Source organism: Caballeronia udeis (assembly GCF_044909315.1).
In the GTDB taxonomy this organism is placed as follows: domain Bacteria; phylum Pseudomonadota; class Gammaproteobacteria; order Burkholderiales; family Burkholderiaceae; genus Caballeronia; species Caballeronia udeis_A.
This window is the reverse complement of record NZ_JBIYEB010000023.1, coordinates 91,187-104,321: the sequence shown is the minus strand read 5'-3', so window position 1 is coordinate 104,321 and position 13,135 is coordinate 91,187. Positions and strand designations below refer to the sequence as shown.

The 13,135-nt window shown below is 56.5% G+C and carries 12 protein-coding genes and 2 pseudogenes; 5 read left to right on the top strand and 9 right to left on the bottom strand.

The features are described 5' to 3' along the window. Positions 1 to 7: 7 nt before the first annotated feature. The 7 genes from ABH944_RS30710 to ABH944_RS30680 are packed head-to-tail and all read right to left on the bottom strand — an operon-like array spanning position 8 to position 7,335. Entirely contained in the window at positions 8 to 1,960 is a 1,953-nt protein-coding gene (locus tag ABH944_RS30710) for an AMP-binding protein (protein ID WP_404610983.1), read from the bottom strand. Between the two features lie 19 nt (positions 1,961 to 1,979). Beyond that, the gene (locus tag ABH944_RS30705; RefSeq protein WP_404610984.1) at positions 1,980 to 2,711 is read right to left on the bottom strand and encodes an ABC transporter ATP-binding protein; all 732 of its coding nucleotides are present in this window, start codon (positions 2,709 to 2,711) and stop codon (positions 1,980 to 1,982) included. Continuing rightward, on the bottom strand, positions 2,708 to 3,439 hold the full coding sequence (locus ABH944_RS30700; protein WP_404610985.1) for an ABC transporter ATP-binding protein: 732 nt from the start codon (positions 3,437 to 3,439) through the stop codon (positions 2,708 to 2,710). The genes ABH944_RS30705 and ABH944_RS30700 overlap by 4 nt, the downstream gene beginning before the upstream one ends. Then, a complete protein-coding gene (locus ABH944_RS30695) occupies positions 3,436 to 4,410 on the bottom strand; it encodes a branched-chain amino acid ABC transporter permease (protein WP_404610986.1) in 975 nt (324 codons plus the stop codon). Before ABH944_RS30695 ends, ABH944_RS30700 begins: the two co-directional genes overlap by 4 nt. Beyond that, positions 4,397 to 5,281 (bottom strand): branched-chain amino acid ABC transporter permease, encoded by an 885-nt coding sequence (locus ABH944_RS30690; RefSeq protein ID WP_404610987.1) that lies wholly within the window; start codon positions 5,279 to 5,281, stop codon positions 4,397 to 4,399. The genes ABH944_RS30695 and ABH944_RS30690 overlap by 14 nt, the downstream gene beginning before the upstream one ends. A 55-nt stretch (positions 5,282 to 5,336) precedes the next feature. Then, entirely contained in the window at positions 5,337 to 6,533 is a 1,197-nt protein-coding gene (locus tag ABH944_RS30685) for an ABC transporter substrate-binding protein (RefSeq protein ID WP_404610988.1), read from the bottom strand. Positions 6,534 to 6,579: 46 nt separating this feature from the next. After that, positions 6,580 to 7,335 carry an SDR family NAD(P)-dependent oxidoreductase gene (locus ABH944_RS30680; protein WP_404610989.1) on the bottom strand — a complete coding sequence of 252 codons (756 nt, stop codon included), beginning with the start codon at positions 7,333 to 7,335 and terminating at the stop codon, positions 6,580 to 6,582. Between the two features lie 488 nt (positions 7,336 to 7,823). Here ABH944_RS30680 and istA point away from each other — a divergent pair. Further along, positions 7,824 to 9,354: pseudogene (gene istA / locus ABH944_RS30675) on the top strand (IS21 family transposase). Between the two features lie 11 nt (positions 9,355 to 9,365). Further along, positions 9,366 to 10,030: pseudogene (gene istB / locus ABH944_RS30670) on the top strand (IS21-like element helper ATPase IstB); the annotation flags it as partial. Positions 10,031 to 10,531: 501 nt separating this feature from the next. On the opposite strand, the gene ABH944_RS30665 reads toward istB, so the two are convergent. Further along, positions 10,532 to 11,251 (bottom strand): NAD(P)-dependent oxidoreductase, encoded by a 720-nt coding sequence (locus ABH944_RS30665; protein ID WP_404610990.1) that lies wholly within the window; start codon positions 11,249 to 11,251, stop codon positions 10,532 to 10,534. Positions 11,252 to 11,286: 35 nt separating this feature from the next. On the opposite strand from ABH944_RS30665, the gene ABH944_RS30660 reads away from it, so the two are divergent. After that, on the top strand, positions 11,287 to 11,376 hold the full coding sequence (locus ABH944_RS30660) for a hypothetical protein (RefSeq protein WP_404659591.1): 90 nt from the start codon (positions 11,287 to 11,289) through the stop codon (positions 11,374 to 11,376). Positions 11,377 to 11,456: 80 nt separating this feature from the next. Continuing rightward, positions 11,457 to 12,026 (top strand): transposase, encoded by a 570-nt coding sequence (locus ABH944_RS30655; protein ID WP_404610991.1) that lies wholly within the window; start codon positions 11,457 to 11,459, stop codon positions 12,024 to 12,026. A 152-nt stretch (positions 12,027 to 12,178) separates the two neighbouring features. On the opposite strand, the gene ABH944_RS30650 is transcribed toward ABH944_RS30655, so the two are convergent. Then, on the bottom strand, positions 12,179 to 12,643 hold the full coding sequence (locus ABH944_RS30650) for a (2Fe-2S)-binding protein (protein WP_404610992.1): 465 nt from the start codon (positions 12,641 to 12,643) through the stop codon (positions 12,179 to 12,181). On the opposite strand from ABH944_RS30650, the gene ABH944_RS30645 reads away from it, so the two are divergent. Continuing rightward, on the top strand, positions 12,642 to 13,010 hold the full coding sequence (locus ABH944_RS30645; RefSeq protein WP_404610993.1) for a hypothetical protein: 369 nt from the start codon (positions 12,642 to 12,644) through the stop codon (positions 13,008 to 13,010). The genes ABH944_RS30650 and ABH944_RS30645 overlap by 2 nt on opposite strands. Positions 13,011 to 13,135 lie beyond the last annotated feature (125 nt).

The following is a 13,135-nucleotide window of genomic DNA, read 5'->3' as shown; positions in this document are numbered from 1 at the left end:
AGAGAATTTATGCAGGTTTTACAACCGATTGCGCAATCTCGCGAATCGCCTCCACTGCCGACGGGTTTTCAAGCGAGGCCGTATCACCAAGCGGCTGCCCTTCATACGCCCGCTTGATTAGACGTCGCATAATCTTGCCACTTCGCGTCTTGGGCAGTTCGTCAACTATGTGCACTTGCGAAGGTGCGAACGGCCGCCCATGGCGTTCCGACACAATGTCTACGATCCGGCCGCAAAATGCCGATGTACGGTGTTCTTTCCCGGCAACAACGAACACAACCAGGCGCTCACCTTTGAGTGGATCACTCACGCCCACCGCAGCGGCTTCTGCGACATCAGCAAGCTCAACGATGACATCCTCGATTTCCGCCGGGCCAACACGCTTGCCGGCGATCTTTAGGGTGTCATCCGATCGGCCGCACAGCACAAACGCGTGATCTTCAAACTGGATTGCGAGATCTCCATGGATCCAAACGTCGGGTACGGTTTGCCAGTAGGTGGCGAGATAGCGTTCACTGTCACCCCAAAACGAACGCGTCATACCGACGAAAGGCTCGAGCACAGCAAGCTCGCCAACTTCTCCGCGTACCGGTTTGCCATCGGCACCACGAACATCGACACGGACACTTGGTGCGATCGCGTTGAACCCGCTCGGCACAATTGGTCTGACGACGACGTTCGCGAGTAGGCCGCCTGACACTTCCGAGCCACCGGTGAAATTGATTACCGGGCAGGCGAAGCGCTCGCCATACCATCGAAAGCTCTCCGTATCAATCACTTCCCCGGCAGTAATGGCGAGGCGAACCGACGCCAGGTCGTCAGGCGTAATAGAAGAATCATGGGCAGCGAGCGAGCGAATCAATGTCGGTGATGCGCCAAAGTGAGTCACGCTGTGACGACGAATTAACTGTGGTAGACGTGACCAATCGGGATAGTCGGGCGCACCGTCGTAGCAGACTAACGTTGCGCCCCGCAAAAAGGCGCCGACGATCGTAATCGGACCGGCGACCCAACCCATATCGGCCGGCCATAGCCACCTATCGCCCGCGCCAAGGTTAAAGTAGACAGCCGCGTCGTGCGCAATCTTCAGAGGAAATCCGCCATGCGTATGGACGGTACCTTTGGGTTTGCCAGTAGTGCCAGACGTATAGACGATCATGCATGGGGTATTGGCATCGGAAGGGACAGCGTGAACAAGCGGCTCAGCGCGGCCCGCAGCAAGCACGTCATACCAGTCCAGCGCGCCCGCGTGAGCGTTTCCTTGTTGTCCCCGCATCGGCTTTATCACCAGCACTTCCAGCGCGGGCAATAGCCGCGCGCTCGTTTCGATCGCATCATGCGTCAAAATTGATTTGCCGCGTCGCATGAAGCCTTCAGTCGCGACAAGCCCTTTTGCATCGCAACCTTGCAGACGCGCCACTAGCGCATCGGAGCCAAAGCCCGAAAACAGCGGCACGGCGATTGCTCCGATATAAGAAATGGCAAGATACGTCACAACCGATTCGACACTGCTTTCCATTAACAGCCCGATGCGGTCGCCTGAGCCTAATTTGGATGCCACCAAGCCCGCTGCGAAGGACTGTACGTCTTCCCGCAACTCGGCGTAGGTACGCTGTGTAATAAGACCGCTCTCATCTTCCGCAATCACTGCAATGCGACGTAGACGCTCTCTATCGACGCCAGATTCGAATACACTCTCGACCCAGTTTATCTTGCCACCCGGAAACCACTTCGGGAATGGCTTACCCTCGGATAGATCAACATACGCTGAAAATGGTTCCTGCCACTGGATGCCAAGCCATGTCATCAATCGGTGCCAGTACTCTCCGGGGTTCGCGATGGAGTATGCGTAAAGCTCATCGTAAGTGCCTAGCCCAAGCGCGTCGATCAGCGCAGTTACCTGAGCGGTCGATATGTCATGAGCGCTCGGCCACCAGACAGGATCAGTTTTTGGAGACATTAATACGTTGTCCGAATTTTTATAGTCCTAAATACGCCGCATGTACGCGTCTGTCTTTTTTCAAGTCGGTGGATGATCCATGCATCACCACCAACCCGCGATCGATCACGTATGCATAGCTCGAAAGGCTCAGTGCGACGGACGCGTTCTGTTCAACCAGGAGAACGTCGACGCCTTCCCGATTGATCAACTGGATCGTGTCGCCTATCAGTTGCACGACTGCGGGCGCAAGGCCGATTGTCGGTTCATCCAGCAACAAAAGCCGAGGCGACGACATAAGGGCCCGCCCGATTGCGACCATCTGTTGCTGGCCCCCACTTAGCGACATCGCCGGTTGCTTCAGCTTCGCGGTCAGCGCCGGGAAAATGTCCAGCACGCGGTCCATGTCCCGCTGAATTCCAGTGTGATCCTCGCGCAGATAAGCACCCATCGCAAGGTTCTCCCGCACTGTCATGTGGGGGAACAACCGCCGCCCTTCTGGCACAAGCGCGACACCACGTTCGACAATTTGATCGGTGCGTAGCGATGCAATGTCCTCGCCATCAAAACGGCGTGTTCCAGCGCACCCCGTTTTCAGATTCATGATCGCGTTCATCACAGAGGTCTTACCAGCGCCGTTCGAGCCGATCAGGGCTACGACGCTGCCGAGCGGCAGATTTAGATCAATACCATCGACTGCCGTCACTCCGCCGTAGCGCACTTGCAGCCCACGTACTTCGAGTAGTGCCGGGGTGCCTGCGTCCGTCCTCATTCCGACCTCCCCAAATACGCAGCGATGACGTCCGGGTTACTGCGAACCTCATCCGCGCTACCTTGCGCGAGCAACTTACCGTAGTGCAATACAACAAAACGATCACACACACCCATCATCGCCTTCATATTGTGATCCACCAGCAGGATTGTCATGCCATCCTCACGACAAAGCGTTCTAAACAGCGTTAATACTCTTTCGACCTCAACGGCGTGTAAGCCAGTCAGCGGCTCATCAAGACCGAGCAGTTTTGGCTCCGGCGTGATTGCAATAGCAATACTCAGGATCCGTTGCAGACCGTGCGGCAGACTGCTGGTGATCGCATCCAGATGCCTGTCCAAACCGACTCGTTCAGCGATACGACGCGCACAATCGACGCGCTCTTTCCGCGAGCGATAGCGACGGTGTGCCGCGACCGTGAGGTTCTCAACCACGGTCATTTCACGAAAAAAACTGTCATGCTGAAAAGTGCGCACGAGACCACGTCGACTGACCTGATACGGCGCCATGCCAGCGATATTCTCGCCAGCGAACGACAGGGTTCCTGCGCTCGGCCTCACATGGCCACTTAGCAGATTAAATGTTGTGGACTTACCAGCACCATTAGGTCCGATCAATCCGAGAATTTCGCCCGGCCAGATCTCGAAGGTTAGATCCGACACAGCGACGAGGCCGCCGTATCGGCGTGTCAGGCCGCGTGCTTCAATCAAAGGAGTATCGAGATTCATCCGAGTTCTCCACTAGTCCTGTCCTTGGGCACGCCGATTCCCTGAGCGGCCCCGCGGCGACGGCATGTAACCCAGCCAACCATGTTGAGCATCCCGCCGCGCACCCCGAGCATGGAGAGAATGATCACGCCACCAAATAGCACGTACTGCAGCGCGCCCGCACCCTGGACTAACTGCGCCACAACAGTTAGGAAGATTGCACCTATCACCGAACCGACGATATGCCGTTCGCCACCAACCTTCGCATATGCGAGCGCGTACACTGGAATTAGGAAGCTGAAATCTCCAGGGCTAATAACGTGATAGCTGTATGCATGGAAAGAGCCGGCCGCGCCAACTGCCAGTGCCGCGATGCAGAAACACACTAGCTTCACACGTAAAGCGCTAACACCAAGCGTTTCTACCACTTTGCCATTGTTGCGGACCGCTCGCATTAGCAAGCCAAACGATGATTTTTCTGCTACGAAAAATCCGACTAGCAACAGATAGCAAATGCCGACGCACAGTGCGGGCATCCAGGGTTCGAGCTGCACAGGAGCATAGATTCCGACTATCCCCGAATTACCGCCGACGTAATTAATCCGTGTATATGACAGGCGGACCACTTCCGTGAACGCGAAGCCAATCAACATGAAACAAGGACCTTTTACGCGTAGCGTGGCCCAACCGAATAGCAAACCGAGGACGCCGGCTGCCATGGCAGCACTGACCACTACGAGCGGCACAACGTCGATTGCATTTGTAACAGCGATCGCGGTCGCATAGGCGGCGAATCCGTATATCGCGCCGCATGCCATGTTGGTTTCGCCGATTAGTAGCACGAAGCGCATTCCGGCAGCGAGCACTGCGTTGATCGCCGACCACACGACAAGCTGTGTCAGATAAGAAGGTTCAGAGAGGCCGAGCCACGCGATCGCTGCGGCGAACAGTGCAGCGTTCAATAGAACGGCGGAGCGGTTAATGCTGAACATAGCCGAGCATTCCTTGAGGGCGAACTAAAAGGAGCACTCCGACAACACAGAACATTCCGATCGTCGCCATTGTGCCGTCGAAGTAATAGCCGACGACGCTCTCAATGAATGCGATCGTCAGACCGCCTAAGATCGCGCCTGGGACAGACCCTAACCCACCGATGATAATAATGATAAAGCCCTTAACCAGGTAGTCGTTACCCACAGCTGGTGTAATCACAGCAATTGGTGCGATCAAGCAGCCCGATACCGCAGCCAGGAACGAGCCGACCATAAAGCCGTAAAGAAGTATGCGCTTGTCGCGAATGCCCTGCAGCGTCGCAGCTCCTGCATCCTCTGCAGTCGCTCGGATCGCCCGGCCAAAACGTGTGAACACGAGCATCAGATACAGCAACACTGTGACGATCACCGCAATTGCAAACACCACCAGCCGCTGTAACTCGATGGCCGCGCCGAGCCCACGCAGTTCTCCTGGCGCAATATTCGGCACCACGCGCGGCACCCCCCCGAAAAACCACAGGAAAACACCTTCAAGAAATAGCAATATCCCGACGGACAGAATGAAGGATCCCACCGTGTCGCGCAGATAGTGTCGAAATCCAAAATGATAGACGAGTGCGGCGAGTGCCAAAACAGCGCCGATAGAAATCGTACTTGCGAGAGTGAATGCAAGCGCGACGCCCATGCCAAGCGCCTCCCGGAACGCTGGCACGATCACGCTCGTCAAAAGCGCACTAAGAGTGAAAAACTGGCCGTGTGCAAAATTGACCACACCCATAACACCGAAGATAAGCGTCAGCCCTAAGGCGAACAGCACGTACACCGAACCTGCCTGCAGCGTGTTTAATGTCAATTGCACGATCAAAGCCATTGCGGTCACCATCCAAGAGGTAGTGTGAGGCACGTTAGACGCTTGCGGTGAAACCTCAAGAACCGTTTGCGTCCGGCGATGCAACACGGCGCACCTCTAAAGTACTGCCGTTCCGGATTTGGGTGATAATGACCGGAACCAGAAGCTGTTGGGGTGTTCCGTAGGTCGCTTTGCCGCCATATCCAACCGGACCGTAGGACGTTTCGACGGTCGTGGTTGGCAATGACTTCGCGACCGCCTTGGGATCGATGCTGTCGGCTTTTTCGATACCGGCTTTGAGCGCCATCATGCCGTCCCACACCCCCATTTGAAGAATGTTAAGAGGTTCGTGGAGCACCTGCTTGGCCTGAGAGTCGAGGTCACGCTGCAGTGCGGTTGCAGTTGCTCCTGAGAAATCGGCAGCCTGCCCCATATATACGCCTTCGACACTTTTTCCGCCCACCTTTACCAGTGTGTCACTGCCGGTGCCAGCCGGATACACTTTCACGCCATTCCAACCTTGCACGGATAGCTCCTTGAATACGCTGCCCGCATCGCCAGGCGCAGACCCGCCAAGATCAACCGCATCAGTTTTTGCATTAGCAAGCTTGGTCGCGATTGACTGAAACTCGGTTGTACCCCGTTCGTAAAAGCTGGAACTGACGACCTTCACACCGAGCTTTGCCCATTCCTGTTTCGACTGTGCTTCGGCCTGCTGACCCGTCGAATCGTTCGGATTCAGCAGTGCTACAGATTTGATGTCCGGATGCCGCCCCCTTACAAAGGCGAATAACGGTCCGAAAATTTCGTATGGCGTGTTTGAATTCGTAAAGGTCAGCGGAAACTTCGGGCCTTTGATCGATTTTCCCCATGCGGTAGTCAGAAGAATCACACCAGCGCGTTCTGAGAGACTTTGTGTCGCCTGCACGGGTGCGGTACCTAAACTCTGCACGATGTAGCGCACGCCATCACGGCTGATCATTGCCTGTGCACTCTGAGCGCCGCCCGCTGCTGTATAGCCGTTGTCGTAAGTGGTCAGTTGCACCTTATAAACTTTGCCGCCGGCACGGATGCCGCCGTGATCGTTAATGTACTTGACAACTTTTTGACCTACCCAGTCGCAACCGATGCCCCAGTTTGCAGCAGCGCCAGACATCGGCGAACTTACGCCAAATTTCAGGATGTCCTCCGCCATCGCTGGATAGGATAAGAACGAGATCGACAGCGCACCGCCTATTACACCGAGGCGCAGACCGAGAGTGAGATTCATCATATGTCTCCTGTTTGACTTTGGTGCAATGTCGAGGACCCAGCGACAATCACACGATCGATGCGCCGCCGTCCACGGAGAGAATCTGACCAGTCGTCATCCTCGATTCATCCGAAGCGAGGTAAAGCGCCATCTGTGCGATGTCGAGCGGTTCGAGTATGCCGAGCAGGTAGTTTTGCGAGAGCCGCGCTGTCACCCCGTCTTCGATGAGAAGACGCTCGACACGCGGCGTGCGCGTGATGCCCGGAGCGATCGCATTAACGCGGATTTTGTGCGGCGCGTATTCGACTGCCATCGAGCGCGTCAGCGCTGTCACCCCGCCTTTGGCGGCGGTATAGGCGTCCTTATTTGGCGATCCCATCAAGGCAAGGATCGACGATGTGTTGATCACCGAACCTCCTCCGCGTTTGATTAACTCCGGAATGCCGTGACGACAACCCAGCCATGTGCCAAAAAGATCGACGTTGATGCAGCGCCAGAACTCTTCGAGCGGCGCTTCGGTAACCGCCCCATCGTTGGCGGACGATCCGCCGACGTTGTTGTAGAGCACGTCCAGCCCGCCAAACGCCTCGACAGCGTCTCCGATCGCGGCCCGCACACTATTTTCCTGCGTTACATCGAGCGGGAATGCAGCACTCCGCCCGCCCTCTTGCTTAATCGCTTCCACAATGCGGCGTGCCGTGTCGAGATCACGATCGCCTATCGCGACTTGGCAACCCTCACGTGCGAACAACTGCGCTGCAGCCGCTCCGATGCCTCCGGCACCCCCCGCGATAAATGCGACCTTGTTGACTAACCGATTCATAGTTGTCTCCATGAGACTTTATCTTTAACTGAGCGCTCAGTCACTATGGAATCAGTATAACAGCGCGATGATGCGGCGCCCTCAGGAAAGACCCTGAGTGCTCTAACTGTCAAGCAGGGCGTCACAGAAGGCGATTGAATTGGAGTAGCGCAAGGTATATCAGCGCCATTTTTTAGCTGGCGTCGTAGTTTGGCTTAGCTCGTGCTGTCCCGCACATAGCCAATCGTTCCCAGCAGCCAATGATGGTTGCTGAGTATTCCGGAGTATCGTGACCGATGATTCCGGACGAACGTGACCGACCATTCTGGTTCATGGTGACCGCCCATTCCGGGCGAACGTGACCGATTTCGGAGGACCTCCGGAATCACTGGTCACGCTACCGGAATCATCGGTCACGATGCCGGAATGGCGTTGTACGGCGCAGGAATGATGTTACGCATATGAGCAACTGAGTGGGTACGCTTCCAGCTTTTTCGTCTGGAGACAGTGTGCCCGCACCAAGGATCAATATGCGTAAGATAAAAGACGTATTGCGTTTGAAGCTGGACGCCAAACTTTCGCACGAGCAGATTGCTGGCGCGCTGGGCATCTCCAAAGGCGTCGTCACCAAGTATGTGGGGCTCGCCGTGGCAGCGGGCCTGGACTGGCCTACGGTGCAAGATGCTGACGAGATCACGCTCGAGCGGCGATTGCTGGTGGCGCCCCAGAAGCCACGTAATCATGTCCCAGCCGGACTATGGTCGCCTCCACCAGGAGTTGCGCCGTAAGGGCATGACGCTGATGCTGCTGTGGGAGGAATGCCGGGCCGAGCACGCGGACCGCCAGACCTACGCCTAATCCCAGTTCTGCGACAACTATCGGCGCTTCGCCAGGCAGCTCAAGCGCTCGATGCGGCGGATTCACCGCGCAGGCGAGAAGCTGTTCATCGATTACGCCGGCCCCACCGTCGCATTGATCGACGGCAGCCGGGCCCACATCTTCGTCGCCGCGACGGGTGCCTCCAGCTACACATTCGCCTTGGCCACGCCGCGCGAGACCATGGCTGACTGGCTCGAATCAACGGCGCGCGCACTGAGCTTTTACGGCGGCGTGACCCAGCTTATCGTGCCCGACAACCCAGGTGCGCTGATCTCGGACGCCAATCGATACGAACCGCGCAGCAACGACACGGTGCTCGACTTCGCGCGCCACTACGGCACCTCGATTCTGCCGGCGCGTCCCTATCATCCGCAAGACAAACCGAAAGTAGAAGTTGCGGTCCAGGTGGTCGAACGCTGGATCATGGCGCGCCTGCGTCATCAGCAGTTCGCCAGCGTGCATGAAGTGAACCAGGCTGTCGCGCGTTTGCTGACGCGGCTCAACGAGAAGCCGTTCCAGAAGCTGCCGGGTAGCCGTGCAAGCACCTTTGCCGCGCTCGACGCGCCGGCCTTGCTGCCCTTGCCGTTGCAGCGCTATGAGATGGCGCACTTCAAGACCGTCAAGGCCCACATCGACTACCACGTCGAAGTCGAGCAGCATCGCTACAGCGTGCCGCATGCACTGGTCGGGCAAGTGCTGGAAGCGCGCATTACGATCGCGGTGGTCGAGCTCATGCATCGCGGGCAGCGAGTTGGCCAGCCATGCGCGCAGCACCCGGCACGGCGGCTTCACCACCACCACCGCCGCACACACGCCCACTGCGCATCGCGCCCACACATGGAATGGACGCCGCAGCGACTAATCCACTGGGGACAAAGTATCGGCCCGGCCACCGCCGAGGCGGTGACGCGACTGATGCAGGAGAACAAACATCCCGAGCACGGCTATCGCGCCTGCCTGGGTTTGCTGTCGCTGGCTAAGCGCTTCGGCAAGCCCAGGCTTGAAGCGGGCTGCACGCTGGCATTGCAGATTGGCGCCTGCCAGTACCGTCACGTACGCGACATCCTGGTCAACAACCGTGACCAAAGCGCGCCAGCAACAGCCGGCGACTGGGTCAGCCCGAACCATGCCCACCTCCGCGGCCCCGGCTACTACCAATGAGGAATTCTGCAATGATGATGCACACCACTCTGGCGCAACTGCGTACCCTGAAACTGGACGGCCTGGCGACGGGCCTGGAAGAACAACTGACCCAGCCCGGCATGGCTGCGATGAGCTTCGAGGAACGCGTGGCGCTGCTGGTTGACCGCGAAGTACATTGCCGCAACGACCGCAAGTTGCTGCGTCTGCTGAAGAACGCGCATCTGAAATATACGCAGGCGGCCATCGAGGACATCGACGCTCGCTCGGGCCGCGGGATCGACCGGTGCGAGGTAATGAGCCTGGCATTGGGAGACTGGGTTAGTGCTGGCCACAGTGTCTTGATCACCGGTCCGACTGGCGCCGGAAAATCCTGGCTCGCCTGCGCACTGGCGCAACACGCCTGTCGTCGAGGGTACTCCGCCATCTATCAGCGTGTACCCCGCTTGCAGGAAGAACTACGCATTCGGCACGGCAGCGGGGCATTCGGCAAATGGCTACTCCAGCTGGCCAAAACTGATGTGTTGGTCCTGGACGACTGGGGCATGGGCGCAACGACAGCACGACCCGATACGATCTCCTAGAAGTCATTGACGACCGCGCGACGAATAAAGCCACGATCATTACGAGTCAATTACCCGTTGAGCACTGGCATGCCTGGATCGGCGACGCCACCATTGCCGACGCCATTCTCGACACCGACGATCCGCCCGTTGTCTTACCTGTCACTTAGCTGCCGACCGGTGCATGGAAGGTTGCGTCAGTAGTTCACCATCCCAGATGGCGATTCTTAACTTGTTTCAAGGAGTCGTTGCGTCATCAAAATTTATGTCGCGAATAGATAACTCTTCGTCAACTGGACTACTGTCTTTTATCCAAGAGGTCTACGAAGCTGCTTTCAGCATATTTGCCGCCGCGATGGGCACAAACTCGACTACCTATCAATGCGGTCCGTCATTTTTGACGGGCGGCTTGCCGCTGCGAGCGACGCGTCGTCGTCCACACGCTCCGACTCGCCGCTACGCCATGCCAATGCAATGGGTGTCGTCCTTTAGAAAACGGCCAGGTCGAATGTGCCACTATCGCTGCAGCGGTCTCTTCATATGGTCTTATTGTCATCGCCGATCTGCCGTTATCTATTCTTGAAGCGAGCACTCCTCTTAGGCTACTGCCGCGACACGTCTGCCTTAAATGCCGTTTAGTGCGAGCGTCGCGTACTCTCTGCTATCCGCCGCTTTTCAACCGGAGGCGTTATGCCTTTCTCAAACGCAACGCAGTCAATCAATTGACGGTTTCCACCACAGGGGCCACATTCCTTCTTGATCGCCGACAAACGAATTTTCAGGGACGAAGCCCCGAGGTCCTCGGTGAGGACGCATTCAGTGAGAATTGCGCACTGCGCGCACTCAGTCAGCGGCGCTGTGAAGTCCACACTATGGGCCATGTCAAGCACCAAACCCAGATCCTTTACGAAGATATTGAGCGCGGTAATCGGAGTGAGACTGTCCGCGATAACATGAGGCATACGATCCTGAAAGGCCCAGGAATTCCCTGCACTATGCGTGATTACGCCGTAAAGCAACGGTAGGTTGATACCTTCGCGTTTAGCGAGCGCCATTGCTTCGCTCGCGACAGCAATGTGCACGCCGCATAAAAGGTTGTTAATCAGCTTCACCTTGGAGCCTAGGGCCGCCTCGTCGCCAAAACGATATGCTTGGGCTGCATAGCCTTCGAATAGATCTTGACACGCGTCATAGGCATGCTGCGGCCCCGACCCCAGAATTATCAGCTTGCCCGCAGCAGCACCTGCCGCGCCACCTGACACCGGTGCATCAATCATCGCAAGGCCCCGCTCGGCAAGCCTGCTAGATATTTCGGCGGCAAACGCCGGCGCAACTGTCGAACTTGCAATGACCACGCTGCCAGGCCGGATTCAATAGTCTCGCTGCGAAAGTGCAAACCGTGCTCGAACGCAATCCGTTTTGCGGCCACGTATTCATATTCCGCGGCAAGCGCGGCGAAGACTACCATCAGCAGTCCTGACTACAGTTGCATATCCAAGCGCAGTATTTTATTGCCCCAGCACGTCCTGATCAAAAGCGATGCAACCAGGGAGGAACCTCGTGATCGTTGACGGCACCGAACTGAAGGTCTATGGCAAAGACGAATGGCATCAGGGGAAACACGACGTTGCGGCTCGCCGTACCTGGCGCAAGCTCCATCTTGCGATGGACGAACATCATCAAATTGTTGCCTGCGAGCTCACCACGCCAGAAGTTGGTGATCCGTCCGCGGTGCCTGATCTGCTCACCCCAATGACCTCGCCCTTCGACACATTCAGGGGTGACGGCGCACACGATGGCGAACCGGTTTTACAAGCTGTTCTGAACCATCAACCCAACGCTCAAGTGGTCGTTCCACCGCACAAGACCGCCGTTTGTTCAGCCGCTGGCGATACTCAGCGAGACCACCATATCCAGGTCATTTCACAACAGGACCACCTTGCCAGGCAGAAGATCACCGGGTACAGCCTGCGCGACTATGCTGAGCTTGCCGTGCAACGCTACAAGCGCATTTTCGGTAACACCATGAAGGCCCGTGCGCTGTCGCAACCGAAAACGGAGGCATGGATTAGTGTGTCTGCACTGAACAGAATGACACACCTCGACATGCCGATGTCCGTGAAAGTCTAAAAAATAGCAACCAACAGGGTGCTTAGCTCAATTTCTTCTTTATTCAACAACGCCGTGTTCGAGAGCGTGCCGTTCGACAACTTGACAATACCTCTCTCTGCCTCACCGCCAAAAATCGCGCTCGATCCGATGGAGCTACCCTGAGAGGCTAGCTAGGATTTGCGCAGTGCGGCCGCAGCTGCGTGAATAGCCTCTCGAATCTGAATGTAAGTTCCGCAACGACAAATGTTGCCGTTCATCGCATGGTCGATATCTTGATCAGAAGGCTGGGAGTTTTTCATTAACAATGCCATCGCGCTCATCATTTGTCCCGACTGGCAGTATCCGCATTGCGGTACTTCATGCTCGAGCCATGCCTTCTGAATTTCCCTGCCGATATCGCTCGCGCCCATTGCCTCCACCGTTGTGATCTCGTTGTTCTCAACTGCCGAAACGGAAATGCAGCAGGAACGAACTGCCTCTCCGTTCAGATGTATCGTGCAAGCTCCACATAACCCGAGTCCGCAGCCGAAACGCGTTCCTGTCATGTCGAGCTCGTCACGAAGTACCCAAAGAACAGGGGTTTCAGGCGAGGCAATTACCGGTTGTGTTCGTCCGTTGATCCTAAGTTTATGCATGAAATTTTTGCCATCTTATCTGGTGAAAACGACTGGACGATTGGATGTTCAGGCTCAAACCCGTAGAACCGACGATCTGCAAAACCCGGTTTGGGACCAGTCGATCAGTCAACCACTCAGTCAGGTTAAGACTAGCCTGTTCCCTCTGCTCTACTTCTCCCAAGCCCATTCATCTGACTCGTCGCAAGGAACCCGCGACTTCGTCTTCGTTTCATGCGCCTGCAAGCCGCAGCTGAACCGTGCTCTGGGCCGATCGAACCAGAACGGCAGCGCGCAGAACTCCTTTGTGCGCGCAGGTTTTCTCTCAAACCAACGGAACAGCAAATCTACCGCGCGCGTTGCTTCTGTGGCGATTTTACGGGAATAGTATATTTTTTTCAATAAAACAGAAATTGATATACAATCAGTCAAGCCTGATGGTGCTGGAATGGCGGCCGGGCAGAGTGGCGAAGTTGTTCAGCTATATGAGGGCGGCCGGCAAAGGAACATTGA

Coding starts and splice junctions, on each gene's coding strand:
- ABH944_RS30710 (WP_404610983.1), bottom strand. CDS start 1,960: ATGTCTCCAAAAACTGATCCTGTCTGGTGGCCGAGCGCTCATGACATA.
- ABH944_RS30705 (WP_404610984.1), bottom strand. CDS start 2,711: ATGAGGACGGACGCAGGCACCCCGGCACTACTCGAAGTACGTGGGCTG.
- ABH944_RS30700 (WP_404610985.1), bottom strand. CDS start 3,439: ATGAATCTCGATACTCCTTTGATTGAAGCACGCGGCCTGACACGCCGA.
- ABH944_RS30695 (WP_404610986.1), bottom strand. CDS start 4,410: ATGTTCAGCATTAACCGCTCCGCCGTTCTATTGAACGCTGCACTGTTC.
- ABH944_RS30690 (WP_404610987.1), bottom strand. CDS start 5,281: ATGGCTTTGATCGTGCAATTGACATTAAACACGCTGCAGGCAGGTTCG.
- ABH944_RS30685 (WP_404610988.1), bottom strand. CDS start 6,533: ATGATGAATCTCACTCTCGGTCTGCGCCTCGGTGTAATAGGCGGTGCG.
- ABH944_RS30680 (WP_404610989.1), bottom strand. CDS start 7,335: ATGAATCGGTTAGTCAACAAGGTCGCATTTATCGCGGGGGGTGCCGGA.
- ABH944_RS30645 (WP_404610993.1), top strand. CDS start 12,642: ATGAAATTTTTGCCATCTTATCTGGTGAAAACGACTGGACGATTGGAT.
- ABH944_RS30650 (WP_404610992.1), bottom strand. CDS start 12,643: ATGCATAAACTTAGGATCAACGGACGAACACAACCGGTAATTGCCTCG.